Below are 25,537 nucleotides of genomic sequence, written 5' to 3' on the forward strand. Positions count from 1 at the left end.
CGCGGGGGCCTGCAACTTGCCGCGTACCCGCCGCGAGCCGCTTGTAGCCCAGCCGACGAGGCGCGCCACCGCGTCATGAACGAGCCACAGGACGTCCACGCGTCCCGAAAAGCGCGGTATTTTACCCGAAGAGCGGCGAGGCGCCAGTCCGGGGCGGCAGCGGGGGAAACTGGCCGCCACGGGTGTTGTGCGCGTGCGACGCGGTGATGCCGTTTTCCGGCGGCGTTGGGGTTGGGGCGGTTGGAATTCCTTGTGTTTTTGCGTTGCGCAGCCGTTCGAGTGCGGGTGCTGCACGTGTTCGTCGCGGCTGGAGTTGGCTGTCGAGGCCGTCGCGGTGCTGTCGTGCGCGTGGTGTGCGCTGGGGCGGAGGCCCGAAAGCCCGAGCGCCTTGCCGCCCGCGCGATTGCGCGCACCGATGGAACACTCCGGTGCGTGAGCGCCGATTGTTAAGTGCCCGCGTCGCCCCTACATTCCCTGCATCACTTTGTTGACTTACCGGGAGACTTTCCATGATCGAGATTCGCCGTTCCGAAGAACGCGGCCATGCCAACCACGGCTGGCTCGATTCGTATCACAGCTTCTCGTTTGCCGATTACCGCGATCCGCAGCACGTGCATTTCGGGCCGCTGCGCGTCATCAATGAAGACCGCATCGAAGGCGGCCAGGGTTTCGGTGCGCACGGCCATCGCGACATGGAAATCGTCACGTACGTGCTCGAGGGCGCGCTCGCGCATCGCGACAGCATGGGCAACGGCTCGACGATCCGTCCCGGCGATGTGCAGCGCATGAGCGCCGGTACCGGCGTGCAGCACAGCGAGTTCAACGCGTCGCGCGACGAGCCGGCGCATCTGCTGCAGATCTGGGTGATTCCGCGCCGCGCGGGCGATCAACCCGGCTATGAGGAAAAGCGTTTCGACGACGCGAGCAAGCGCGGCCGTCTGCGCGTGATCGCATCGCCCGATGGCCGCGACGGCTCGGTGACGATTCATGCCGATGCATCGATCCACGCGGGCCTGTTCGACGGCGCGGAAACGGCCACGTTCGCGCTGCCGGCGGGACGCCTCGCCTATGTGCACGTCGCGCGCGGCGCGCTGACGGTGAACGGCACGCCGCTCAAGGCAGGCGATGCGGCCAAGCTCAGCGACACCGATACTGTCACGCTGGAGAAGGGCAATAACGCGGAAGTGCTCCTGTTCGATCTCGGCCAGTTGAACGGCTGATTCGCTGGTTCGCTCGCGGCGATTGCGGCGATGAATGCGAGTGCAACGAGTCCGCAGCTCGTGCACCGCAAAACGCGAACGCCAGCGGCACGGCTATAAAACAGCGGTGGAACGAACGAGCCGGAGCGGCCATGAGGAGGCCATGAGGAGGCCATGAAGTGGCCATGAAGCGGCCGTGAAGCAGCCTTAAACGGGAAACGCCACGGAAAACCTCTTTCCGTGGCGTTGTTTCATTCGCGAGGCGGCCACCCAGGCCCGCCCCGCGTGATACAAGGTGCCGCTTACTGATTGGCGGCCGGCGCCGACGCCGCGCCCTTGCGATGCTCCCAGCGCTCGCGCATCTTTTCGTGACGCTGCTCCATCTTCGCGAAGCGTTGCTTCAGCGCGGTGCTGACGGTGGTTTTCTGCTGGTCGTTCAGTCCGTTATAGAACTTGAGCCAGGCGTCGGTGGTTTGCTGACGCAGTTGCGCATCTTTCTGCTCGATCTGCTGGTGCGTCGCGGCCATCGCATTCAGATCGAGGATGGGCTGCTGCTGCGCCGCCTTGAACTGACTGCGGGCTTGCTCGTGATTGGCGCGCATCGCTTCGTGGTTCTGCTTCATCGTATCGAGCGCGCTCTGCCACAGCTTTTCCTGATCTGCGTTCAGCTTCAACTGGTCGTGAAGTTGGGTCAGCTGCTGCATGAAGCGGCCGTGCCAGCCGCCGGGGCCGCCGTGTGCGTGTTCGGCGGGTTGAGCCGCATAGGAGGCGCCGGCGCCGAGAGCGAGAGCGGTAGCGGCAACGGCGAGAACGCGCGACATCATTTTGGTGGACATATAAGGCTCCTTGTAATGGAATAGCCGACGATGCAATCGGTCATGCGGACTGCCTGCATTCGGTAAGGCACAGCGTAAAGAACTGCGCCGGCCGCTGTGTTACGCGTTTCGGGGCGGCTATTACCATGCATTACGCGCGCCTTTCACCGTAACACCCCGTAACCCTTGAGGCGTTTCGGAAAACGAAATCCCTTTCTGCTGAGCGTTAAACTCCATCCCATGGCTACTCAAATCCTGGTTGTCGACGACGACGTCGAATTGCGCGATCTGCTGCGCGACTATCTTGCCCGTCAAGGCATCGAAGTGTCGGTGCTGCACGACGCGGGCTCACTCGAGCGCCGGCTCGAACGCGAGCGTCCGGACCTCATCGTGCTGGATCTGATGATGCCGGGTGTGGACGGACTCACCGCGCTGCGCAAGCTGCGCGCATCGGGCGACGATATCCCCGTCATCATGCTCACGGCGCGTGCGGACGACGTCGACCGTATCGTCGGGCTCGAACTCGGCGCGGACGACTATCTGGGCAAGCCATTCAATCCGCGCGAGCTGCTCGCGCGCGTGCAGGCGGTGCTGCGCCGCCGCCGCACGCTGCCTTCGGCGGCCGCGCCCGAGCAGCGCGAGCCGTTCAGCTTCGGCCGCTTCACGCTCGACTTCCAGTCGCGCACGCTGCATCTCGAAGACAAGCCGCTCACGCTGTCGGGCAGCGAATTCGCGCTGCTGAAGATCTTCGTCAATCACCCCATGCGCACGCTCACGCGCGAGCGCCTGCTGGAGCTGCTGCACGGTCCCGAGTACGACGGCACCGATCGCGGCATCGACGTGCAGGTGTGGCGTCTGCGCCGCATTCTCGAAACCGATCCGTCCACGCCGCGCTTCATCCAGACGGTGCGCGGCCGTGGTTACGTGTTCGTGCCGGACGGCGAGCAGCATGCGTCGACCCATTGATTCGCTGTTCGGGCGGCTCGCGCTGCTCGTCGTTGCGGTACTGATGCTGTCGCATTTCGCGTGGTATGCGCTGATTCGGCTCGAACGCACCCAGTTGCAGACGCGCTACGCGGTGGAGGAAGCAACCTTCCTCGTCGACGCGGTGCGTCAGCACGTCGCCCGTACACCGGATCAACCGCTGCCGTCGCGCGTGAAGCTCGTCGACCCGGCAAGCCCGGGTGTGCCGCCGGAGAACGCATCAATGCCGGCGCCGCTCGAGCGCTTCGTCGAGGACGTGCGCGACCGCATGCCGGCCGGCACGCAGGTGCGCATCAGTCCGCCCGGCGGTCCGCCCACGATGTGGGTGCGCGCGCCGACCGATCGCAACTGGATCGTCGTGCCGGTGCAGCCGCTGCGCATGCCGCGCTCGCTCGATCGCACGGTGCTGTGGCTCGTCATCATTTTCTCGTTCGCGGTGATGGCGGCGCTCTTTGCCGCGTGGGCGCTGCAGCAGCCGTTGCGCTCGCTCGCGCAGGCGGTCACCCGTTTCGGCCGCGGCCTGCCGGTGCCGCCGGTGCCGGAGCGCGGCCCGCGCGAATTGCGGCAACTCACGCACGGTTTTAACCAGATGGTGCAGGAAGTGGCGCGCACCGAGAACGATCGCGCGGTCATGCTGGCGGGTGTCGCGCACGATCTGAAAACACCGCTCGCGCGCCTGCGGTTGCGCGCTGAAATGATGGACGACATGAAGACGCGCGACGGTGTCGTGCGCGACGTCGACTCGATGACGCATATCGTCGAGCAGTTTCTGGTGTTCGCACACGACAGCGCGGATCGCAGCGAGTCCGTCGAGGTGGATGCGCAATGCGAGCGGGTCGTGCGCACCTATCGTGCGGTGGCCTCCGGGGCACCGGCCGTGCAGATCGAACTCAACGCGGGACCATCGTTCCTGCTGCCTGCCGCCACGCTCGACCGGATTCTCTCGAACCTGCTCGACAATGCGCACGCATACGGCGCACCGCCGATCGTCGTCGCCACGGCACGCACGGCGCAGGGCTACACACTATCTGTCAGTGACAGCGGCAAGGGCATTGCCGCGCAAGACCTCATCAACGCGAGCAGGCCGTTCGTGCGGCTCGATCCGGCGCGTGGCGGCAACGGCCATAGCGGGCTTGGCCTCGCGATCGTCGAGCGGCTGGTGCGGCGGGCGGGCGGCGAGTGGGAAATCGGCAACTACGACGGCCGCGGCTTGCGGGTGCTGATGACTTTCCCGTTCGAGGTGCTGCCGCGGGTTGCTGCAGCTTCGGAACACGCCTGGTAGAAGGTGGGCGAAGAGCTATATGAAGAGTCGCGATGCGGGGGGCGCGTCGGCATCGCAGGGTGTTGTGAGCAGGACGTCAGCGGCTCGAGTCCGACTCGAGCGCCATGCGCGGCACAGTGCGGCGTAGCGTTGCCGGGCGTCACATAAGGGCTTGCGGCGGGGCTTGCGGTGGGCTTGTGTGGTTGGGCTGGCGGTTTCGCGGCCCTCCGTCGAAGCCGCCGAGGTTGACGCCAGCCTCCAGCGCGCTAGTCCGAGAACAGCGTATTCAATGCATTGGCCGTGTCGCTGTCCACGGTATTCCACGTCACCGATTCTGCCTCGAAGATGTAATGCGTCGTGTATTTGCCGAGGCGCGCCAGTATCTCCTCCTGAATCAGCTCCGGCGCGACCGCCAGTTTCAGATACCACGTGGTGGACGACAGGCGCGTCTGGAACGCGCCGTATTCGGCCAGCAGATGGTCGAATGCATCAGCATCCTGATCGCGACAGACGATGACCAGATTTCCCTTCATGCGAATCTCCCGTTAGAGCAGTAGCGATAATTCCAATATGAGTATCGATCATACCTGCTTCGTTGCAGGAAGCTCGGGGCCGGTGCCAGCGGAGGCGCGCGCGTGCTTGTGGTGCGTCAAGCCGCGAGTGAGTTACAAGTGAGTTGCAAGTGAGCGGCGTCCCGAGTAAAGCGGCGGAAAGAAGAAAATCGCGGGGAGGAAAATCAGCAGAGAAACACACCCGCCAAACCCGCCGCGCGCCTGCTTACCAGGCGTTCACCACCGTGCGCGTGGGCGGCGCGGTATCGTCGGGCGGCAGCGCTTCGGTGCGGTCGCGGCCGCCGGTTTTGGCCGCGTAGAGCGCGGTGTCGGCGCGGCTCATGATGCGCTCGGGCAGATCGTCGTGCGACAGCTCGGTGATGCCGATGCTCACGCTCAGGCCCACCGTGGCCGGCAGCTTCGGCGAGGGCTCGGCCTTCAGGCGCAGGCGCAGACGCTCGACCACTTCGCGGCCGCCCGCGAGATTGGTGGCCGGCAGCAACAGGCCGAACTCCTCGCCGCCGAGCCGGCCGATCGCGTCGGAGCTGCGCAGTTCGGCGCGGCAGGTATCGACGAAATGTTCGAGCGCGCGGTCACCGGCGGCGTGGCCAAAGCGGTCGTTGATCTGCTTGAAGTGATCGAGATCGGCGATCGCCATGCACAGCGGCTCGTTGCCCGTATGCGCGCGATCGATCTCATGGCGCAGCAGGTCGAGGAAATAGCGCCGCGACAGCGCGCCGGTCAGCGCATCGTGGCGTGCCTCGGCCGACAGCAGCGTATTGGCCGATTGCAACTGCTCGGCGAGATCCCGCGTTGCGCGATGGTGTCGCCGCTCGCGCACGTAGGACACGGTAATAACCCACGCGAGCGCGACGGTGCCCGCCAGCGTCAGAAACACCAGAAGATGATCGCGCTTGTGATTGCGCAGCAGCTCGGGCCACGCCGTGAGCGGATCGACCAGATGCGCGGACAGCCCCGAGTTCAGGCCGCTGCGGTTCTGATACAACGCGGGTACCGGCTGCCCGTTCATGCCGAAGAGCTGTGCGGCGACTGCCGCCGGCACCCACGGCGCCTGCGCGCGCACCTGCGTGTCGACGCGGATTCGCATGTCGGGAAACGTGTCGCGGTGGTAGATCATGCGCCGCTCGGCCGGGCTCATCTGCGTGACGTGCGAGTTCGGCAGCGCGCGGCCTTCGAGCGCGCTGTTGTGCGCCATGATGATGACGCCGTTGTCGTCCGTGACGAAGGTGCCCGCGTGCGCAACCCAGTGGCGCAGCCGCGCGATCCCGACCTTCGCGACCACCGCGCCGACCAGCAGCCCGTCCGCGTAGACCGGCGCGGCGATGAAGATGCCCGGCTCGCCGCTTGTGCGGCCTACGCCGTAGGCTTCCGAAAACGCGCCGAGCAGCGCGTTGGTCAGATAGCCGCGTGGGCGCATGTCCATGCCGACGAACGATTGCCGGAAGCCCTGCGGGCTCATGACCGTACTGCTCGACGCGACGCAGATGCCGTTCGCGTTGACGATCCAGATCTGGTCGAGCCCGGAGAAGCCTTGCGCGTCGTGCAGGAACTGGCTGACGGTGGTCATCTGCGCGTCCTTGAGCAACGCGGTGCGCAGAGCGGGTTCCGCCGCCTCGCCGTTCGCGGCATAATTCTGCGCTTGCACCAGGGCGTGCTGGATCACATCCATTGCGGCCATGGTCGCGGGGATGGCGCGGGACATCGCGAGGTCGCTGGCGATCACCTCCGCCATGTTGTCGACGATCGACGTGGACATTTGCCGCTGCGCGCGCAGAGCCGCATCCAGCTCCTGCTGTACCATCCGGTCCGCGACCATGCCAGCCACGAACCAGCAAACCAGCACGATCAGCGCGAAGCTGACCGGCCCGGCCACCTGGCGCAAGGTTGTCCTGTTCATCGACCCCATCGACCCTCTGATCCGTCTTGCTGTGACATGCAACTTGCTCATTCGTGGCAGCGCGCTGACGCTGTTTCGGCCTCTGCGCCGGCCCCCGGGTTGGTCTCCCGGTTGACTCTGCTGCTGCCCCCGCGGTTGGCTTCGCAGTTGACTCGTCCCCCGGTCTGCCCGAAGCGGCTGAGGATTCGCCGCGGCGGCCCGGGATGAACCACTTATAGAGAGGTCCGCCGTTTCCTGATTTTAACCGTCATAGGGCCCGACGCCACCGTTATTGCGGGGATGCGAACCGCGTATACGGCGCGTCGATCAGGTCGCGGACCGCAACTGCGTCGGTTTCCCGATGGCCGCATCGGTTTGCCGGGCGGGTTCGCCAGGATGGTGCGCGCGCCGCGGCAACGGCTCATGTAGTTTGCGCGCCACGCCGGTCCGACGTGCCGCCCGCGAGGACTGCCGTGGCGCGCTCCGGCACGGTACAGTCGCGGCGCGGCGGCGCGAACTTAAGGTTTTTCATATGATCCAGGCGTCCGTAGCCCGCAATTTGCGGGGAAAGGTTGTGCCTGAAACATAGGATGGTGTAGTGTCGTGCCGTCCAAAACGAGGAAAGCCCGCCAGCCTCCGGGCGGCGCCCGCAGCGACAGGAATCCGGAGTGATGGTTGTGGTCCTGGGCGGCTCGTCCACGAACACGTCCGTTGCCGGTCCACGTGTCTCCAACGCTAACGATTTACCACGCACGCGCGTCTTGCCATGCCTGATTTCCGCTTTCCGGACCGATCTGTTGACCGCCGCGTTCAAGCCGCGGCCTCCTTCGAGCGATCGAATGCCTGTTTCGAAGGGGAGGGCATCTGATGGATTTCAGTTTCAACCTCAAGCGCACCGCCAATGCGTCGGCATGGCGCGTGCTGCCCAATCGCTGGGACTTCGTCGCGTTTCCGCTCATCATCTGCATCATCGCGATGACGGCGATCGGCTTTCACGAGACGCTCGCGCCGATGTCGACGCTGCAGACCCAGGCGATCTCGCTCGATCCCGCGAATCTGCCCGAGTACGCGATGCGCACCACGCTGCGCATGCTCGCGGCGATGGTGGCCTCGCTCGTGTTCACGCTCGTGTACGGCACGCTGGCAGCCAAGAGCCGCCGCGCCGGCCTTGTACTCGTGCCGATTCTCGACATCCTGCAGTCGGTGCCGGTGCTCGGCTACATTTCGTTTACGGTCACGTTTTTTCTCGCGCTGTTTCCGGGGCGCGTGCTCGGCGCCGAACTCGCGGCGATCTTCGCGATCTTCACGAGCCAGGCGTGGAACATGACCTTCAGCTTCTATCAGTCGCTGCGCACCGTGCCGCGCGATCTCGACGAAGTGTCGCGCGGCTTTCACCTGACTTCGTGGCAGCGCTTCTGGAAGCTCGAGGTGCCGTTCTCGATGCCGGGCCTCATCTGGAACATGATGATGTCGATGTCGGGCGGCTGGTTCTTCGTGGTTGCTTCCGAAGCGATCACGGTCGGCAACAACACGATCACGCTGCCGGGCATCGGCGCCTACCTGGCGCAGGCCATTTCGGAGAAGAACCTGCACGCGATCGGCTGGGTCATCCTCGCGATGACGGTCGTGATTCTCGCGTACGACCAACTCCTGTTCCGTCCGCTCGTCGCGTGGGCGGACAAGTTCCGCATGGAATTCACGAGCTCGGGCAATGCGCCGGAGTCGTGGCTGCTCGACCTGATCCGCCGCACCCGGCTGATTCACCGTCTGCTCGTGCCGCTCGGCTGGATGTTCGCGCGTGCCGCACGCGTGCGCATGCAACTGCCGGCGTTTCGGACGCCGCGTTTCCAGATTCCGCAGAGTGAGAAAAGCTCGAAAGTGGGCGATCTGCTGTGGGCGGCGCTCGTGCTGGTCGTCACGCTCTACGTGGTGTACCGCGTGGTCCTGTACGTGCGCACCGGCGTGTCGCTCGACGAGGTCGGCCACGTGCTCGTGCTCGGGCTCATCACGCTGCTGCGCGTGATGTTGCTGATCGCGATCGCCTCGGTGATCTGGGTGCCGATCGGCGTGCTGATCGGTTTGCGGCCGGCGCTCGCGGAAAAGATCCAGCCGCTTGCGCAGTTTCTCGCCGCGTTCCCGGCGAACCTGCTGTTCCCGGTGTTCGTGATCGTGATCGTGCGCTTCCATCTGAACCCGGATATCTGGCTCTCGCCGCTGATCGTGCTCGGCACGCAGTGGTATATCCTGTTCAACGTGATCGCCGGTGCGAGTTCGTATCCGAACGACTATCGCGAGGCGGCCAAGAATTTCCAGATTCGCGGCTGGCAATGGTGGCGTCAGGTGATGCTGCCGGGCATTTTCCCGTACTACGTGACGGGCGCGATCACCGCGTCGGGCGGCGCGTGGAACGCGAGCATCGTGTCCGAGTTCGTGCAGTGGGGTGACACCAAGGTGGCGGCGCACGGTCTCGGCGCTTATATCGCGCAGACTACCGCGGCGGGCGATTTTCCGAAGATCATCGTGGGCATCGCCGTGATGTCGCTGTTCGTCACGTTGTTCAACCGCCTGCTGTGGCGTCCGATGTACGCCTACGCCGAAGCCAAGCTGCGGCTCGATTGAGCGCCCCCGAACCTGTCGCTTCGCGCCCGGCCCTCGAGGCGGTCAGCCAACCCCAAGGGGCGGCGCGGCGTTTTGATGAGAGAAATGAAGGCCTAACGCGATGCAAAATCCTAAAGCTGCTATGACCGCCGCGCCGATCCAGACGCCGCCGAAGCCCCCGCGCCTCGGCGAGGAGATCCTGCGCGTCAAGGACGTGTGCCGTGGTTTCAACAAGACGCAGGGCGAGCTGCTCGTCCTCGACGACGCGAACCTGTCGCTGAGCGAAGGCGAGATCGTCGGTTTGCTCGGCCGCTCGGGTTCGGGCAAGTCGACGCTGCTGCGCATCATCGCCGGTCTGATCGAGCCGACCGGCGGCGAAGTCACCTACATGGGCAAGCCGCTCGAAGGCCCGGCGAAAGGCGTTGCGATGGTGTTCCAGACCTTCGCGCTGTTCCCGTGGCTGACCGTGCTGCAGAACGTGGAAGCGGGGCTCGAGGCGCAGGGCGTCGGCGCGAGTGAGCGGCGCACGCGCGCGCTGGCTGCGATCGACCTGATCGGTCTGGACGGCTTCGAGAACGCGTATCCGCGCGAGCTGTCGGGCGGCATGCGCCAGCGCGTCGGCTTTGCGCGCGCGCTCGTGGTCGACCCGACGCTGCTGCTGATGGACGAGCCGTTCTCCGCGCTCGACGTGCTGACCGCCGAAACGCTGCGTACCGACCTGCTCGATCTGTGGACGCAGGGCCGTATGCCGATCAAGGCGGTGCTGATCGTCACGCACAACATCGAGGAAGCGGTGTTCATGTGCGACCGGATTCTCGTGCTGTCGTCGAATCCGGGCCGGGTGATCGCCGAGATCAAGGTGCCGTTCAAGCATCCGCGCAACCGTCTGGACCCGGCGTTCCGCCGTCTCGTCGACGAGATCTACGCGAAGATGACCGCGCGCCAGACCGACGAGAAGACCAAGAAGGGGCTCGAGCTGCATAGCTGGCTGCCGCACGTGTCGACCAACCTGATGGCCGGTCTGATCGAAACGCTCGCGGCCGCGCCGTACCATGGCCGCGCGGACATGCCGGAAATCGCGCGCTCGCTGCATCTCGAGGTCGACGATCTGTTCCCGATCGCCGAAGTGCTTCAACACCTCGGTTTCGCCGACGTGCGTGAAGGCGACATTTTCCTGACGCCGCCCGCGCGCGTGTTCGCCGAGTTCGGCACGCAGGAGCGCAAGATGATGTTCGCCGAGCATCTGCTGCGGCACGTGCCGCTCGCGGCGCGGATCAAGAAGGTGTTGAACGAGCGGCCTGGACATCGCGCGCCGCGTGTGCGCTTCGAGCAGGAGCTGGAAGATTTTCTGTCGGACAGCGCCGCCGAGGAAACGCTCGACGCGGTCATCAACTGGGGCCGTTACGGCGAGATCTTCTCGTACAACGACCAGACCGAAATTTTCAGCCTCGAAGACGTGGAGTCCTGAGCGCCGTTCAGCCGGGGCTCAGATGAAAAAGCGGCGGGGGAGACTCCGCCGCTTTTTCATTGCAGATCGTTATTGCAGATTGCCCCAGCGCGCGACCGCCGGTTCGGCCGACGCCCACTTCCAGCCCTTGTCCTGCTGGCAGGCGCTCGCCGTGAACCACATTTCGGGCGCGTTCGGGCCGTCGCCGTCCTGCACCGAGAATACGAATTCCTTGCAGTTCGCAAGTGCCGAGCTGAAGGCGCGCGTCACGCGTACCTGACCGTGGCCGTTCTCGATCGGCAACGTATGCTTGACCGACCACGGCCGCGTTTCGCCGACTGGCATCGCGCCGGCCAGCGCGGCGATCAGATCCTGCTGGTCCTGGTGCATGTTGCGCATGTAGGTGGCGATAACTTCGTCGGTCGCGGCCTGCACGGCGACGCCGACGCCGAGCGCGACGGCCGGATTGCTGGTGACGATCCCCGACGCGACGCCGGCCGCCGCTCCGCTTGCCGCGCCGATCGAGGAGCAGCCGCTCGCAAGCAGACACGCGCCGGCGCACAGCGCGCCGGCCGCGATGAGCCGCAGGCGGTTGCCGGGCAGCGTGAGCGCGCGCGGAAACGCAAACCAAACCGGGCGCCGCTCTGAACCCCCGAACGAAAGCGCCTTCATTGCAGCGCGCCCCAGCGCTCGGTAGCGGGTTCGGCGGATGCCCAGCGCCAGTTATTGCCGTCGCGGCAGATCGACGCGATAAAAAACGAACTGCTGGCTGGTGTGTTGCGGGTCGCGTTCTGGTCGACGGAGAAGACGATTTCCTTGCAGTCGAGCGCGCCCGTGCTGATGAGGCGGCTGACGGTGACGCGGCCGTGTTCGTCGTCTTCGATCGGGAAGGAGTGGGTGATGCTCCAGGGCGCCACTGCGCCGATATCGAGCGGCCCGGCAGCGGTCGCGATGCTGTTCTGCGTATTCCTGTGGACCACGCGCTCCGAGTACTGCACGCCGGCGCGCGCCGCGGCCACTGCACCGAGACCGATACCCGTGGCGACCGCCGCATTGCTCGTGACCTGCGTGGCGACCGCCGCGCCCGCGACACCGGCCCCCGCGACCGCGCCTTCCGTGTAGAGCGAGCTGCAGCCGCTCAATGCCGACGAGACCGCCAGCGCCAGCGCGATGAACGCCGTTGCGTGAGGGCGCCTGCGTGCGGCAGCGGATTTCGCGTTGCCGGCCCACACTATGTTCTTTTGCATTTCTCTTTTCCCTGCCCGTACAGGTGTCGCCGGTCACGCGCCAAGCAGCATGTGAACGAGCGGCACGTCGTTCCAATACGCTGCCGCATTGTGCAGGATGCTAATTGTAATTGGCAGGGGGAAAATGCAAGAGATTGCAAAACATGATGCGCGATCGATCGTTTTCTGCTCGATGGATAGACGCACTTGCCTGGTTATGCCAGGTAATTGGGCGTTGAGCACCTGGCCGCCGCATTCATACCCGTTTGCGCGGCGCTACTTCTACTGCTCGTTTTCCTCGTCGCCGCTTTCGTCGCCGTATGCGCTCAGGCGGTTGTAAAGCGTTTTCAAGCTCACGCCGAGCGCTTTCGCCGCGCGCCGCTTGTCGCCGCCGCAGTATTTGAGCGTGCCGAGAATGATCTGCTTTTGCGCGTCAGCGAGTGGCGTGCCGATCCATACGCTCATCGCGTCGCCTTGCGTCACGGCTTTCTTGACCCGCGACGCGAGATGCGGATGCGGCAGCTCGACCGTCTTCTCCGCGAGAATGAACGCGCGATATACGGCGTTTTTCAACTCGCGGACATTGCCGGGCCACGACCACGCGCGCAGCGTTTCAATCGAGCGCTTGCTGAAGCTCTTGCTCGTGCCTTCCTGTTGATTCAACTGCGCGAGGAAGTACTGCGCGAGCAGTTCGCGATCGTTCTCGCGTTCGCGCAGCGGCGGCGCGCGCAGCGGAAAAACCGCGAGCCGGTACATCAGGTCTTCGCGCAGGCCGTTTTCCTTGACCGCCACCGCGGGGTCGCGATTGGTCGCGGCGATCACGCGCACGTTGCCGCTGATCAGCTCATTGCCGCCGACGCGATAGAACGTGCCGGTTTCGAGCGCGCGCAAAAGTTTGACCTGGCGCACGGGCGCCATTTCGGTGATCTCGTCGAGAAACAGCGTGCCGCCGTTCGCATGCTCGAAGTAGCCGATGCGGCCCTGGACAGCGCCGGTGAAACTGCCCTTTTCGTGGCCGAACAATTCTGCTTCGATCAGCTCATCGGGAATCGCGCCGCAGTTCACGGCGACGAACGCAGCGTCTTTGCGGCTGCTGCGCTCGTGTATCGTACGAGCGATCAATTCCTTGCCGGTGCCCGATTCGCCGATGATGAGCGCGGTCGCGTCGGTATCGGCGACGCGCTCGATCTGCTCGTACAGATCGAGCATCACCGGCGACGAGCCGTACAGCAAGCCGTACGATTTCAGTCCCGCGACGCCGTCCGCGACGCGCTGCTTCGCTTGTGGCGAAGCGTTGCCGCCGGCGGAGACGGTGGGCGAGTCCAGATCGATTGACGCCATAAAGAGGGGAGCCCTGTGCAAATGAAGTTCGTGTTGCGGCGCGCAGGCCTTGAATGCGATAGACCGTACAGCCACTATCTCATAAGAAACGATTTAACCACTTCGGCACTGTTTCCGGCAATCGAAGTGGCGGCGCGCGAAAGGCGCTCGCGCGCAATCGGTCGAAAGTGCTTCAGCAGGGCTTCCATGCAGTGCTGATGCGGTAGATTTACCGGGTACGTGCTTTGCTTTGACCAGACGAGGAGTGAACGATGACCGACACCACGCAACAACTTGCACTCGGTGGGCAGAAGCTTGTCGAGGATCTACGGGTGCTGCTGAGGGACTCGGAGGAAATGCTGCGGCTTGCCGCCAATGTGCCGGGCGAGGGTGTCGACGCGTTGCGCGAGCGGCTCGGCACGCATGTGGAAACGCTGCAATCGGCGCTCGGCGACGCGCAGCGCAACGTGCACCGCCGTTATCGCGAGGCGGCCGTCAGCACCGAACGCTACGTGCGCCACAATCCGTGGCGTTCGGTCGCGCTTGCGGCGGGCGCCGGTTTCTTGCTCGGCGTGCTGGTCGCGCGTTAGACGCGGCATGGAGCACCGCTTCGCACAGCGTTGCACCGGCTTACCGTCCCCGCAGCCCCGCACTATCCGCATGACGACCCAAGGAGTTCACGATGGCACGACCCACGATTGGCATCTTCGGCGCATTGATGGCGCTCGGCGGCTTTCTGGCGGTTCGCTATGTGCAGCAAAAGCGCTCAGGTCAGCTTTCCCCGGCGCGGGAATTGTCTCGCTGGGAAAACGAGGGCGGCGCGGTGGCGGCACCGGGCGCGTTGCCGAGTGAGGCGGGGGCCCCGGGGGCGGAGCGCGCGAACGGCTCCGGCCAGGTGAATGGCGACAGCGGTGCATGGCCGTTTCCGCGCAGTTGAGCATGCGTCTTGAGCACGCTATCGAGCAGGAGTTCCGGCGCCGCGTCCGCCGGCGCCAGATTGGCGGGCGGCGCCAGGAAGGCGTTATTAAACGATGGCTATAAAGCCGTATAATAGGTAAATCGACAACAATTAAGCGAAAAACGGCGGGAATTTCCGCTGTATTGTTGCGATTCCATTTGAAATGGTCGACTGGACGCGGACGAAGCACGGTCCCATCTCATGCGGCCGGCCCGCTTTGCGGCATGCACGTTTGCATGTTTCGCACCTTTTCTTACCCACGCTTGCAGGCTTTCGAAACGCGATGCCACACGTACTGATTGTCGATGACGATGCGAGTACCCGCGAGGCGCTTTCCGCCATCATCGGGGGGGACGGCCTGACCACCGCCACTGCGGGCGATTTGCGCGAAGCGCGTATTCAGCTGGTCCGGCAGATGCCGGACGTCGTTTTCACCGACCTGAAACTGCCCGACGGCAGCGGGGTCGATCTGTTCGAAGATCTCGATCCGCGCTCCGGCGTGGAAGTGATCGTGATCACCGGCCACGCGAGCGTGGAGTCGGCGGTCAGCGCGCTCAAGATGGGCGCCGCCGACTACCTCGTGAAGCCGATCAACATGCAGCGCGTCAAGGCGATCCTCTCGCGCCTGCCGCGCGCGGGCGATCTCAAGGCGGAGATCGGCACGCTGCGCGGCGAGTTGCGCCGCATGGGCCGCTTCGGTCTGATGCTCGGCAATTCGCCGCCGATGCAGGAGGTCTACGATCAGATCAGCCGCGTCGCACCTACCGCGGCCTCGGTCATGCTCGTGGGCGAATCGGGCACCGGCAAGGAAGTCGCCGCGCAGACGCTGCACGAGTTGAGTCTGCGTCGCAAGCACGCGTTTCTCGCGGTGAATTGCGGCGCGATTTCGCCGAACCTGATCGAATCGGAAATGTTCGGCCACGAGCGCGGCTCGTTCACCGGCGCGGACCGGCAGCACAAGGGGTATTTCGAGCGCGCGAACGGCGGCACGCTGTTCCTCGACGAAATCACCGAGATGCCGGTCGAATTGCAGGTGAAGCTGTTGCGCGTGCTCGAAACCGGCATGTTCATGCGCGTCGGCACGACCAAGGAAATCGAAACCGACGTGCGGCTGATCGCGGCCACCAACCGCGATCCGGAGCAGGCGGTGCTCGAAGGCAAGTTGCGGCTCGACCTGTATCACCGGCTCAACGTGTTTCCGATCAGCCTGCCGCCGCTGCGCGAGCGCGGCAAGGACGTCGAGCTGCTCGCGCAGTCGTTCCTCGATGAACTCAACGAGCGTCATGGCACGAAGAAGCACTTTCCGGCCGCCGTGAAGGAGATGCTGCTGTCCTATCCGTGGCCGGGCAATGTGCGCGAATTGAAGAACTACGTGCAGCGCGCGCACATCATGTCGAGCACCGACTCGGACAGCACCGCGACCGTGCCGTTGCAGATCACGCTGTCGAAGCCCGCCGCCGGCAACGCGATCACGATTGCGTTCGGCACGTCGCTCGCGGAAGCGGACCGTCAACTGATTCTCGCGACGCTCGAACAATGCGGTGGCGTAAAGACGCGCGCCGCGGAAATTCTCGGCATCAGCCTGAAGACGCTCTACAACCGCCTCGTCGAATATGGCAACGATGCGCGCGAAGAGGGCGATGCCGCCGACGAATCGCGCGCGCTGGGCGGCGCGGATGCCTGATTCGGGCTGATGACGTTGATGCGCGCCGTTCGCACCGGCTAGCGCCCGATTTGTGCCGATTTGCGCAGCGCGGTGCCAGTCGGCGTTTTTCCGCTCGCACGGGCATTGCGCCATGCTCACCGGCGCTCATCCACGCCAAGCCGCGCTTATTTCTCGCCTATTCTTCGTTTATCTCGCGCTCATTCCTGTCAATGCGTGCGCCCGGACGGCCCGGTGCGGATCGTAAAACGGCACACGCTTTGCTGTGCTTGAGGGAACGCAAAACGAGGACATCGACATGCCGCAATACGCTGCTGCTCCCGCGCCGTCGTTTCCGCTGCACGCTCACCGGCCCGAGCCGATCGAGCCACCCACCACACCACCGGATCCGGACGAACCCGATACGATCCCCGGTCCCACACCCGACCCGATCGAGCCCTTCGAACCCGTTGCGCCGCCGATCGGCGATCCGCCGCCGCAGCCCGTGCAAACCCCGCAAGCCGACGCGCGGACGGCGCAGTACCAGCGCCTGTTCTGGAAAAAATCATTCGTAGCGGCCAGCGCAAGTCGTCATTAGCGTGAACGGCTCCCGGAGCGCCTGCTTCACCGCTACAGCGCCCATGCAGTGGGCGCTGTAGCGGATCAGACCGAGCGCGCCAGCCCCGCGTAGCGAATTTTATGTACTTGTTACAAAGCCGGCGCATCTTTTACCGGCAATTTACCGTCACGCCCCCTAGACTGTATGGATGCCGCTACAGGCGGCGGGCTTCCCCCGGAGGCATCGATCATGAGACATCCCGCATTGCGACGTTCCGCGCGGCATTCGAAGCGCGGTCCCCGGCCGGGCGACGGCAACACCGAGCCCGCCGTGTCGCCGGACCCGGCTGCGCAGAATCGGATCGCTCCGCATACGCCGCCGGATGGTGAGCACAATCAGGGCGGGGTGCGTCAGGAAGGGCTCGAATACCAGCGCGACCTCGGCTCGGAGCAGGATTCCTGAGGTCGGCTAACGGATTCGGGCAGGTCTGACGGCTGGTAAAGAGAGCTTCCGGTTTCGTCATACAAAGCAGAAAAAATTTCTTCGCGATCTGAAGCGGTCGCGCGTTTTTGCTCGCCCGTCACATTTGCATACATTTTTATTTCTCGTACCTTAAAAATCGGCACGCGACTTGCATGCACCGTTTTAGCGCATAGCCGCATACAACGAAACAATGGAGCACCAATGAGCAGATTGATCGTGGTATCGAATCGTGTCGCGCCGATCCAGGAAGCTCGTCCGGCTGCGGGCGGACTCGCCATCGGCGTGCTCGACGCACTGAAGGAGACAGGCGGCGTCTGGTTCGGCTGGAGTGGAGAGACGGTCAGCGAGCCGTCCGCGCCCGTGATCGAGAAGCAGGGCAACGTGACGTACGCGACGGTGGGCCTCACCAAGCGCGACTACGACCAGTATTACCGTGGTTTTTCGAACGCGACGTTGTGGCCGACGTTCCACTATCGCAATGACCTCTCGCGCTACGACCGCCAGGAATACGCGGGCTACCAGCGCGTCAACGCGACGCTCGCGAAACAGCTCAAGGCGCTGCTGCGGCCCGACGACATCATCTGGGTGCACGACTATCATCTGCTGCCGTTCGCGCGCTGCCTGCGCGAGCTGGGCGTGAAGAACCCGATCGGCTTTTTCCTGCACATTCCGTTTCCGGTGCCCGAGGTGCTGCGTACGATTCCGCCGCACGACGAACTCGTCAAGGCCATGTGCAGCTACGACGTGATCGGCTTCCAGACCGAGGCCGACCGCCAGTCGTTCGTCGACTACGTCGAGCGCGGCCAGCACGGCACGTCGAGCGAAGACGGCATGGTCCACGCGTTCAACCGCTTCCTCAAGGTCGGCGCGTATCCGATCGGTATCTATCCGGATGCGATCGCGAAGACCGCCGAGCAGTTCACCGACCGCAAACCGGTGCGCAGCCTGCGCGACGGCATGCGCGGACGCAAACTGATCCTGAGCGTCGACCGGCTCGATTATTCGAAGGGCCTCGTGGAGCGCTTCCAGGCCTTCGAGCGGCTGCTGCTGAACGCACCCGGCTGGCATGGCCGCGTGTCGCTCGTACAGATCGCGCCGCCGACGCGCGCCGACGTGCAGACCTATCAACGCATCCGTCAGACGCTGGAGGGCGAAGCGGGCCGCATCAACGGCCGTTTTGCGCAGCTCGACTGGACGCCGATCCAGTATCTGAACCGCAAGTACGAACGCAATCTGCTGATGGCGCTGTTCCGCCAGTCGCAGGTCGGCTACGTGACGCCGCTGCGCGACGGCATGAACCTCGTCGCCAAGGAGTACGTCGCGTCGCAGGATCCGGCCGATCCGGGTGTGCTCGTGCTGTCGCAATTCGCGGGCGCCGCCGAGCAGTTGCCGGGCGCGCTCGTCGTCAATCCGTTCGATCTCTCGCAGATGGCCGAAGCGCTCGAGCGCGCACTGTCGATGCCGCTTGCCGAGCGCCAGGCGCGTCACGCGGACATGATGAAGCCGATGCGCGAGAACAATCTCTCGGTGTGGCGCGATACGTTCCTCGACGATCTGCGCAACGTCGCAACCGCGTCTTCGGTGACGGCCAAAGCGGTAAAGCTCGCTGACGTGACGGCATCGTCGTCATAGGCGCCCGGGCGCCGCCCGCGCCGTTGGCGCGGCGGCGCGCATGCCGCTCACGTCTGAGGCACAGCAGGAGAAAACACGGGAGAACGGAAGAAGGGCGCGCATCGCATGACGCGATGCGCGCCCTTCGTTTGCGTGCTTTGCTTGCGTGGGCGTAGGCACGCGAAGTATGCGGTCGAGGCGACCCTAGGCGCATCGCGGCATCAGGTCGGCTGCGCCACCTTCTGCATGACCCGCATCGTGCTCACCACCGCGGCCACCGCCGAAAAGCCCGCGGCCACATAAAGCGCAATGATCGGCCCGTTCTGCGGCGCGACGCCGAAGATCAGCGCGACGAGCGCCGCGCCGAGTGTCTGTCCGGTCAGGCGCGCGGTGCCGAGCATGCCGCTCGCGCCGCCGCTGCGCTCGCGCGGCGCCGAGGACAGCATCGTGCGATTGTTCGGCGACTGGAAGATGCCGAAGCCCGCGCCGCACAGCGCCATGCGCCACGCGATCTGCAGCGCGTCCGGATGCGGCCCGAGCGTTGCGAGCAGCAACAGGCCGGCCGTCATCGCGGTGAGGCCGATGCCGCCGAGCCAGCCCGACGACACCTTGTCCGACAGCACACCCGAGATCGGCGCCGCGATGATGATGATCGCGGGCCACGGCGTCATGAGCAGACCGGTTTCGACCTGGGACATGCCGAGCATATCCTGCAGCATGAAGGGCAGCGACACGAAGGCGAGCATCTGCGCGCAGAACGAGCAGACCGAGGTGCCGATCGACAGCGCGAACACCGGAATGCGCAGCAGATCGATCGGCAGCAGCGGCGCGGGCTGCGTGAGCTGCCGGCGCACGAAGAAGTAGCCGATCACGAGCGCGCCGAGCGCTTCGAGCGTCACGTAGCCGAAGCGCTCGCCGTGGCCGAGTCCGTCGACCGCGAAAATCAGCAGGCCGAACACGAACGCGTTCATGATCGCGCTCAGGTAGTCGTACGGCGATTCGTGGCCGGGGTTCATCGGCAGCGCCTTGAAGCCGCCGACGATCGCCGCGATGCCGATCGGCACGTTGATCGCGAAGAGCCACGGCCACGACGCGACCGCGAGCACGCCCGAGGCGACCGTCGGCCCGACCGCCGACGACACCGCCACCACCATCGCATTGATCGCGACGCCGCGCCCGAGCTGGGCGGGCGGATAGATCATGCGCACGAGCGCGGTGTTCACGCTCATGACGCCGGCCGCGCCGAAGCCCTGGATGACGCGCGCGAGCGCGAGCGTCGGCAGCGACGTGGAGAGCGCGCAGCCGAACGAGGCGACAGTGAACAGGATCAGCCCGGATAGATAGATGCGCCGGTAGCCGATGCGGTCGCCGAGCGACGCGAGCGGCAGCAGCGTGATCGTGATCGCGAGCTGGTACGCGTTGACGACCCAGATCGAGCCGGCCGCGCTCGCGTGCAGATTGCGCGCGATGGTCGGCAGCGCAACGTTGGCGATCGCGCTGTCGAGCACGGCGAGCGTGAGCGCAAGCGCGATGACGAGCATCGCCCAGTAGCGTTGCGGAATCGGCAGGCCCAGTTCGGTGCCTTCTGCGAGCAGTTGGGCGGAGGGCGCAGAGCCGTCCGTGCGCGAGGGTTGTGCGTGCATCGATTATTTGATTTGTGCTGGGACGGCGGCGAAGTCGCGCGGCCCGGGACGGCGCCTCATGCGCGGGCCGCCGTGGCCGCATCGTCCCGCGCCGGCGCGGGCGCTATGTGGCAAAGGCAATGCGCCGGCGCCGCGTCTTCTGCGCTATTTGAGTTCGTAAAGGCCCGTGTGGGTCGTCGAGTCGATTTCGTTCAGGTGCGTCATGAAACGCGCGACCGCGTTGGTGGTCTCCGCAGTGACCGGCAGATGCGGCACCCTCAGCGCATGCAGCCGGAAGATGTAGCGATGCGTGCGATCACCGCGCGGCGGCGCGGCGCCGCCGAAGCCGACCGTCCCGTAATCGTTGCGCACCTGCAGCGCGCCTTGCGGCAGCAGCGAGCCGTCCGCCTTGCCGGCGTTGCGCGGCAGCGAGCGCGCGTCGGCCGGAATGTTCACCACGACCCAGTGCCAGAAGCCGCTGCCGGTCGGCGCGTCGGGATCGTGAACGGTGAGCGCGAAGCTTTGCGTGTCCGCGGGCGGCGCATCCCATTGCAGCGACGGCGAGATGTTTTCGCCATCGACGCCGAACGCCTTGTCGTCGTATTCGTGGGCTTTCGGCATGAAGCCGTTGGTGGGAAAGTCGTCGGACCAGAGACGGAAGTCAGCCATGATGTGCCTCCCTCGTTGATTGGTTCTGGGATCGTCGGAGCGCGATTTCGCGGCGGGCGAGGCGCATGGACGCAATTGCCGAAGTGTCTCTGAACGCGTGTCGAAAACGCCTGGAGAGCAGCTTCCAGGCACCTCTCGAAAGCGCCCCGAGTCAGCTTTTCGAGTGTATCACCAGCGGCCGTGAGACTCGTGCGAGCCGGGCAGACGGTGCGCGGTTTCCAGCCGGCTGGTGGTGCTTGCTGGGCGCTTGCCGGGCGCTTGCCGGCGCTATTCAGCCGCGTTCCTCGAAGCTCGGCGCGTCGCTTTCGAGCCATTCGACGAGCCGCTCGATCACGCCCGCGATATCGCGATTCGCGCCACGCAAAGCGCATTCCCACACCACGGCCACGCGCCAGCCGCTCGCGAGCAGCGCGGCGTGCACCTTGTCGTCGTTGCTGCGGTTGCGGCCGATCTTCTCGCGCCAGAACTCGGGGCGCGTCTGCGGCCACTTGAAGAGAGGGCAGTCGTGGCCGTGCCAGAAGCAGCCATGCACGAGCACGACCGCGCGATAACGCGGCAGCACGATGTCGGGGCGGCCCGGCAGATCGCGCGCGTCGAGCCGGAAGCGAAAGCCCTGCCGGTGCAGCAGGCTGCGGATCAGGACCTCGGGTTTGGTGTTGCGGCCACGGATGCCGGACATCATCCGGCTGCGCGTCGCGCTATCGACGATATCGACCATCGTTAGCGACCATCGTTAGCGACCGGGCGAGCCGCGCCATGCGCGAGACCGCTCAGGCATGGAGCGGCAAAGAATGTTTCGAACCATCGCGTGTCGTGTCGGAGAGCAGGGCTTGCACGTGCGGCAGCATGATACGCGCCACTTCGCGCATCACCGGCATCACGACGCTGTTGCCGAACTGGCGGTACGCCTGCGTGTCGCTGACCGGAATCCTGAAGGTGTCGGGAAAGCCCATCAGGCGCGCGCATTCGCGCGGTGTGAGGCGGCGCGGGCGCAGCGCTTCGCCCTGATAAACAAGAATCTCCGAGCCGTCCTTGTGATAGCGAGCCGACAGCGTGCGCGTGACGCTGTCCGGATAAGCCATGCCGAAGCCGAAGCCGTTGCCCGCCTCGCGATGCTTCGCCGCGTAGTTCTGCAGATAGGCCCACAGCTTCGGGGTGAGCGTGTACTTCGGCTGTACGCGGCGCGCGGCGTGATCGAAGAAACGGTCGTGGTCCCACGGCAGTACCGGCTCGCTGCCGTCCGTGCGATGCAGGATCGAGCCGAGGCGCGGGCCGTGCTCGGGCAGGCGCAGGTCGTCCCACGAGAACGCGGTCTTGCCGCGAAAGCCGGCGATGATGATGCGTTCGCGATGCTGCGGGGTGAAATGCCGGCCGTCGATCACGCGGTAATGCACTTCGTAGCCGAGCTCGTCGCGCAGCGTTTGCAGGATCACGTCGAAGGTGCGGCCCTTGTCGTGCGAGAGCAGATTCTTCACGTTCTCGAGCAGAAACGCGGCAGGGCGCTTGGCGGCGATGATGCGCGCGACGTCGAAAAAGAGCGTGCCCTGGGTCGTGCATTCGAAGCCGTGCGGGCGGCCCAGCGCGTTTTTCTTGCTGACGCCGGCGATCGAAAACGGCTGGCACGGAAAGCCGCCGAGCAGCACGTCGTGGCTCGGCACGTCTTCGGCGGGGAAGGCGGTGATGTCGCCGATCAGCGCATGTTCGCCGCCGACGAGGGAGTTTGAGCCGAGGTTTTCGCCGAAACTTTCGCTGAAGTTTTTGCCGAGGTTCTCACCGAAGTTTTCACCGAAGTTCTCACAATACGTGCGCGTCGAGAATCCGTTCCACTCGCTGGTGAAGACGCAGGCGCCGCCGTGCGCCTCGAAACCCATGCGAATGCCGCCGATGCCCGCGAACAGATCGATGAAGCGAAAGCGCGCCGCGCCGCCCGCGTGACTCGTGGCGCGCGCGTCCGGCTGCAGCAGATCGCGCAAGGCCGGCTCCAGCATCGCGGGACAAGGCGTTTCGCCTTTTTCCCAGCGACGCACCGTCTTGATGTCCTTGCCGACGTGCGCGGCGATTTCGCGTTGGGTGAAGCGGGCGCGCGCCTGCTTAAGCAGGTCGAGCGGGGCGGCGAGGGTCACGTGGCGTCCTTGCTGGGAATTTTTGCGGACATTATGACCTAAGGGCGTCCTGTTTCCCTGCTTTTGCCGCCAATCACCAGAAGATTTTCCGCGGTGCCGGCTTCGCCAGCGCGTTCGTGGGCAGCGAAATGCGCTTGTCACAGTTGGGCGTGTAGGCTTGCCGCGTGACGCTCGTTCCCTGCGTCGCGATGTGTGTTTGCGGCCGCGGCCTTGTACGCGGCCATTTTTTTGCGGGCGTTTTTCTCGCGGTGCGCGGATTGGCTTACGTCACGCGGAGCGGATCTTTTTGCGCCGCGCGGATCGATTTGCGTCAAACAGAGCGTGCCGAGCGTGCTGGAAGTCCGGCCTGTGCTGGCCGCAACGGCGCGGCGACGGCCGGCGCGTATCGCTCCCATTCAGGCAGCGGCGCCGATTCGAGCTTGTCGAGTTGCAGCAGCAGGCTGTCGACTTTGCAGAATTGCGCGTGCGAGAGATGGCCGGTGTCGAGCAGCGTGTGCAGACGCTTGCGCCAATAGACGGCGGGCAGAATAGGGCCGCCGAAATCGCCGCGCAAAGACACGTGCATGGCGCGTGCAATGTGCGCGAGGTCCCGATCGATCAGCGTAGCCTGCGATGATCCCGAAAGCGTGGTGAGTATGCGGTCCATGGCCCCTCCATGGCTCTTTGACGGCAAAGAGCGGAGAGACTTTAGGCTTTTCATGAATATTTTTCGTGGTCGCCAGCTCGTGCTCATTGGCCGATCCCGCGCTGCGCATAGCGCCACGCCCGGGCATACCCGTTGCTGAATCCCCGTTGCTGAACCCGATACTGGCGCAATGCCGCGCCGGCAAGTCGGTTGATTGCAGAAATGGAGCCAAAGATGAACAAGGATCAAGTGAAGGGTGTGGTCGAACAGGTCAAGGGCAAGGTCAACGAAGCCGTCGGCAAGGCTACGGATAACCCCGGAAAGGAACTGAAGGGCGATCTGCAACAAGGTGCCGGCAAGATACGGAAGGCCTATGGCGACGCAAAAGAAGAGGCTAAGGACGATGCGAAGCGCAACAATCCGTAGGTCCCGCGTGGTCTCGCTCGCGTAGTTTTGCCGTGAAGCCTGAGGCGCTGCGGATGTCGCGGCGCCTTTGCCGTTGACGCGGTGCGCATCGAACGGATGGCATCGGGTGCCACAGTTTGGGTAGCGGCTCGCCATGGAGGCGAGCCGGCCTGGGAGTAACCCGTGATCTCGATGACGGACGTTCCGTGCGCGCTGTACGGCCTTTAGACTTGGCGCATCCCACAAGGAGGTAGCGCCAATGACACCCGAAAAAATACTTTCGATGTTCGAACGGCAGTACCTGGAAGGCAAGACACCCGCCGATCTCGAAGCGACCTGCGCGAGCTTCGCTACCTGGCTCGCGGCGGCGTGGGAATTGCTCGACGGCAACGAAAAGACGCTGCTGCTGACGGTCGGCGCGGCACTGTGGCGCGAAGGGTATAACGTGCGCGCGGGGACGGCGACCAAGGATTTGTGGTGAGCAGATCGTCTTGAGCGGGCGCTGGAAATACCGGTTGTTCTTTGGGATGGTTGCCGGGTTGTTGTCGCGGGGCCGAGTTTTTGAGGCCGCGTAGGCACGTGCCGTGTGCCGTCGTTATGTGCCGCCGTTATGCGCGGCCGCCTCTTGCCGCAACCTCTTGCCGTGGTTCGTGCGGCTTCGCACGCGTTATGCCGAGTCGGTTTATATTGGGCGGTCTCGAAATTTCTACCGCATAAGGCGTGACGTTCCCATGACCGATTTATCCGCTTTCCCAATCACGAAGAAATGGCCCGCCGAGCATCCGGACCGGATTCAGCTCTATTCACTGCCGACGCCGAACGGCGTGAAAGTCTCGATCATGCTCGAGGAAACTGGCTTGCCGTATGAGCCGCATCTCGTGCGCTTCGATACTGACGATCAGATGACCCCGGAGTTTCTGTCGCTGAACCCGAACAACAAGATTCCGGCGATCCTCGATCCCAACGGTCCCGGCGGCAAGCCGCTGCCGTTGTTCGAATCCGGCGCGATCCTGATTTATCTCGCCGACAAGGCCGGTCAACTGATGCCGCAGGACGCCGCTGGCCGCTACGAAACGATTCAATGGGTGATGTTCCAGATGGGCGGCATCGGCCCGATGTTCGGCCAGCTCGGCTTCTTCCACAAATTCGCCGGCAAGGAGTATGAGGACAAGCGTCCGCGCGATCGTTACGTCGCCGAATCGAAGCGGCTGCTCGGCGTGCTGGAGCAGCGCCTCGAAGGACGCGAATGGGTGATGGGCGACTCGTATTCGATCGCCGATATCGCGATCTTCCCGTGGGTGCGCAATCTCGTCGGCTTTTACGAAGCAGGCGATCTGGTCGGCATTCGGAACTTCCCGAACGTGGCGCGCGCGCTCGCCGCGTTTGTCGAGCGTCCGGCGGTCGCGCGCGGGTTGAATATTCCGCGGCGGCCAGCTTGAGGGGCTGATCCGGCCGGCCGGGTGGGCGGTCGGTCGGGATTGGGTTGGCCCGTTGCCCGCTGGCTTGCTCGCGGTGTCTTGCGCGGCTTGGGCCGATTGTGCC

The 25,537-nt window shown here is 64.8% G+C and carries 25 protein-coding genes; 14 read left to right on the plus strand and 11 right to left on the minus strand.

The window, feature by feature from the left end; all coding sequences use genetic code 11:
• Window positions 1-509: 509 nt before the first annotated feature.
• Entirely contained in the window at window positions 510-1,220 is a 711-nt protein-coding gene (locus tag B9Z01_RS15290) for a pirin family protein (protein ID WP_085484392.1), read from the plus strand.
• Window positions 1,221-1,501: 281 nt separating this feature from the next.
• Here B9Z01_RS15290 and B9Z01_RS15295 read toward each other — a convergent pair whose 3' ends face one another.
• A complete protein-coding gene (locus B9Z01_RS15295) occupies window positions 1,502-2,035 on the minus strand; it encodes a Spy/CpxP family protein refolding chaperone (protein WP_085484394.1) in 534 nt (177 codons plus the stop codon).
• A 219-nt stretch (window positions 2,036-2,254) separates the two neighbouring features.
• Here B9Z01_RS15295 and B9Z01_RS15300 point away from each other — a divergent pair, with 219 nt between their 5' ends.
• Together B9Z01_RS15300 and B9Z01_RS15305 are read left to right on the plus strand one after the other, a co-directional pair.
• A complete protein-coding gene (locus tag B9Z01_RS15300) occupies window positions 2,255-2,980 on the plus strand; it encodes a response regulator (protein WP_085484396.1) in 726 nt (241 codons plus the stop codon).
• Window positions 2,964-4,280 (plus strand): ATP-binding protein, encoded by a 1,317-nt coding sequence (locus B9Z01_RS15305; RefSeq protein ID WP_085484398.1) that lies wholly within the window; start codon window positions 2,964-2,966, stop codon window positions 4,278-4,280. Before B9Z01_RS15300 ends, B9Z01_RS15305 begins: the two co-directional genes overlap by 17 nt.
• Before the next feature lie 245 nt (window positions 4,281-4,525).
• Here B9Z01_RS15305 and B9Z01_RS15310 read toward each other — a convergent pair whose 3' ends face one another.
• Entirely contained in the window at window positions 4,526-4,792 is a 267-nt protein-coding gene (locus B9Z01_RS15310) for a hypothetical protein (RefSeq protein WP_085484400.1), read from the minus strand.
• 244 nt (window positions 4,793-5,036) lie between these two features.
• Window positions 5,037-6,728: a sensor domain-containing diguanylate cyclase gene (locus B9Z01_RS15315; RefSeq protein WP_085484788.1), complete on the minus strand. Its 1,692-nt coding sequence runs from the start codon at window positions 6,726-6,728 to the stop codon at window positions 5,037-5,039.
• 846 nt (window positions 6,729-7,574) lie between these two features.
• On the opposite strand from B9Z01_RS15315, the gene B9Z01_RS15320 reads away from it, so the two are divergent.
• A complete protein-coding gene (locus B9Z01_RS15320; RefSeq protein WP_085484402.1) occupies window positions 7,575-9,326 on the plus strand; it encodes an ABC transporter permease in 1,752 nt (583 codons plus the stop codon).
• A gap of 100 nt (window positions 9,327-9,426) precedes the next feature.
• Window positions 9,427-10,773: an ABC transporter ATP-binding protein gene (locus B9Z01_RS15325; RefSeq protein WP_085484404.1), complete on the plus strand. Its 1,347-nt coding sequence runs from the start codon at window positions 9,427-9,429 to the stop codon at window positions 10,771-10,773.
• Between the two features lie 69 nt (window positions 10,774-10,842).
• Here B9Z01_RS15325 and B9Z01_RS15330 read toward each other — a convergent pair whose 3' ends face one another.
• The 3 genes from B9Z01_RS15330 to B9Z01_RS15340 all read right to left on the minus strand — a co-directional run bounded on the left by B9Z01_RS15330 (window position 10,843) and on the right by B9Z01_RS15340 (window position 13,319).
• Window positions 10,843-11,424, minus strand: coding sequence for a hypothetical protein (locus B9Z01_RS15330; RefSeq protein WP_244196027.1), 582 nt, complete (start codon window positions 11,422-11,424; stop codon window positions 10,843-10,845).
• Window positions 11,421-11,999, minus strand: coding sequence for a hypothetical protein (locus tag B9Z01_RS15335; protein WP_085484406.1), 579 nt, complete (start codon window positions 11,997-11,999; stop codon window positions 11,421-11,423). The genes B9Z01_RS15330 and B9Z01_RS15335 overlap by 4 nt, the downstream gene beginning before the upstream one ends.
• A 261-nt stretch (window positions 12,000-12,260) precedes the next feature.
• A complete protein-coding gene (locus B9Z01_RS15340; protein ID WP_085484407.1) occupies window positions 12,261-13,319 on the minus strand; it encodes a sigma-54 interaction domain-containing protein in 1,059 nt (352 codons plus the stop codon).
• 251 nt (window positions 13,320-13,570) lie between these two features.
• Here B9Z01_RS15340 and B9Z01_RS15345 point away from each other — a divergent pair, with 251 nt between their 5' ends.
• The 6 genes from B9Z01_RS15345 (at window position 13,571) to otsA (ending at window position 18,572) form a co-directional block, all read left to right on the plus strand.
• Window positions 13,571-13,888 (plus strand): ElaB/YgaM/YqjD family protein, encoded by a 318-nt coding sequence (locus B9Z01_RS15345; protein WP_085484409.1) that lies wholly within the window; start codon window positions 13,571-13,573, stop codon window positions 13,886-13,888.
• Window positions 13,889-13,980: 92 nt separating this feature from the next.
• Window positions 13,981-14,235, plus strand: coding sequence for a hypothetical protein (locus B9Z01_RS15350; RefSeq protein WP_085484411.1), 255 nt, complete (start codon window positions 13,981-13,983; stop codon window positions 14,233-14,235).
• Between the two features lie 304 nt (window positions 14,236-14,539).
• A complete protein-coding gene (locus B9Z01_RS15355; RefSeq protein ID WP_085484413.1) occupies window positions 14,540-15,940 on the plus strand; it encodes a sigma-54-dependent transcriptional regulator in 1,401 nt (466 codons plus the stop codon).
• A 277-nt stretch (window positions 15,941-16,217) separates the two neighbouring features.
• Window positions 16,218-16,496 carry a hypothetical protein gene (locus B9Z01_RS15360; protein WP_085484415.1) on the plus strand — a complete coding sequence of 93 codons (279 nt, stop codon included), beginning with the start codon at window positions 16,218-16,220 and terminating at the stop codon, window positions 16,494-16,496.
• A 210-nt stretch (window positions 16,497-16,706) separates the two neighbouring features.
• A complete protein-coding gene (locus B9Z01_RS15365) occupies window positions 16,707-16,919 on the plus strand; it encodes a hypothetical protein (protein ID WP_085484417.1) in 213 nt (70 codons plus the stop codon).
• Window positions 16,920-17,141: 222 nt separating this feature from the next.
• Complete coding sequence (gene otsA / locus B9Z01_RS15370) at window positions 17,142-18,572, plus strand: alpha,alpha-trehalose-phosphate synthase (UDP-forming) (RefSeq protein WP_085484419.1); 1,431 nt, start codon at window positions 17,142-17,144, stop codon at window positions 18,570-18,572.
• A gap of 200 nt (window positions 18,573-18,772) precedes the next feature.
• Here otsA and B9Z01_RS15375 read toward each other — a convergent pair whose 3' ends face one another.
• From B9Z01_RS15375 to B9Z01_RS15395, 5 genes are all read right to left on the minus strand, one after another.
• On the minus strand, window positions 18,773-20,194 hold the full coding sequence (locus B9Z01_RS15375) for an MFS transporter (protein WP_085484421.1): 1,422 nt from the start codon (window positions 20,192-20,194) through the stop codon (window positions 18,773-18,775).
• A gap of 144 nt (window positions 20,195-20,338) precedes the next feature.
• Entirely contained in the window at window positions 20,339-20,842 is a 504-nt protein-coding gene (locus tag B9Z01_RS15380) for a YbhB/YbcL family Raf kinase inhibitor-like protein (protein ID WP_085484423.1), read from the minus strand.
• Window positions 20,843-21,113: 271 nt separating this feature from the next.
• Complete coding sequence (locus B9Z01_RS15385) at window positions 21,114-21,560, minus strand: very short patch repair endonuclease (protein ID WP_085484425.1); 447 nt, start codon at window positions 21,558-21,560, stop codon at window positions 21,114-21,116.
• 52 nt (window positions 21,561-21,612) lie between these two features.
• Entirely contained in the window at window positions 21,613-22,965 is a 1,353-nt protein-coding gene (dcm, locus tag B9Z01_RS15390) for a DNA (cytosine-5-)-methyltransferase (protein WP_085484427.1), read from the minus strand.
• Between the two features lie 310 nt (window positions 22,966-23,275).
• On the minus strand, window positions 23,276-23,611 hold the full coding sequence (locus B9Z01_RS15395) for a hypothetical protein (RefSeq protein ID WP_085484429.1): 336 nt from the start codon (window positions 23,609-23,611) through the stop codon (window positions 23,276-23,278).
• Window positions 23,612-23,824: 213 nt separating this feature from the next.
• Between B9Z01_RS15395 and B9Z01_RS15400 the strand changes: the two genes are divergently transcribed.
• The 3 genes from B9Z01_RS15400 to B9Z01_RS15410 all read left to right on the plus strand — a co-directional run bounded on the left by B9Z01_RS15400 (window position 23,825) and on the right by B9Z01_RS15410 (window position 25,434).
• Window positions 23,825-24,016, plus strand: a complete 192-nt coding sequence (locus B9Z01_RS15400) for a CsbD family protein (RefSeq protein WP_085484431.1) — start codon at window positions 23,825-23,827, stop codon at window positions 24,014-24,016.
• A gap of 238 nt (window positions 24,017-24,254) precedes the next feature.
• Window positions 24,255-24,476 (plus strand): hypothetical protein, encoded by a 222-nt coding sequence (locus B9Z01_RS15405; protein WP_085484433.1) that lies wholly within the window; start codon window positions 24,255-24,257, stop codon window positions 24,474-24,476.
• A 250-nt stretch (window positions 24,477-24,726) separates the two neighbouring features.
• Window positions 24,727-25,434: a glutathione S-transferase N-terminal domain-containing protein gene (locus B9Z01_RS15410; protein WP_085484435.1), complete on the plus strand. Its 708-nt coding sequence runs from the start codon at window positions 24,727-24,729 to the stop codon at window positions 25,432-25,434.
• Window positions 25,435-25,537: the final 103 nt, after the last annotated feature.

The organism is Paraburkholderia susongensis (genome assembly GCF_900177725.1).
In the GTDB taxonomy this organism is placed as follows: Bacteria; Pseudomonadota; Gammaproteobacteria; order Burkholderiales; family Burkholderiaceae; genus Paraburkholderia; species Paraburkholderia susongensis.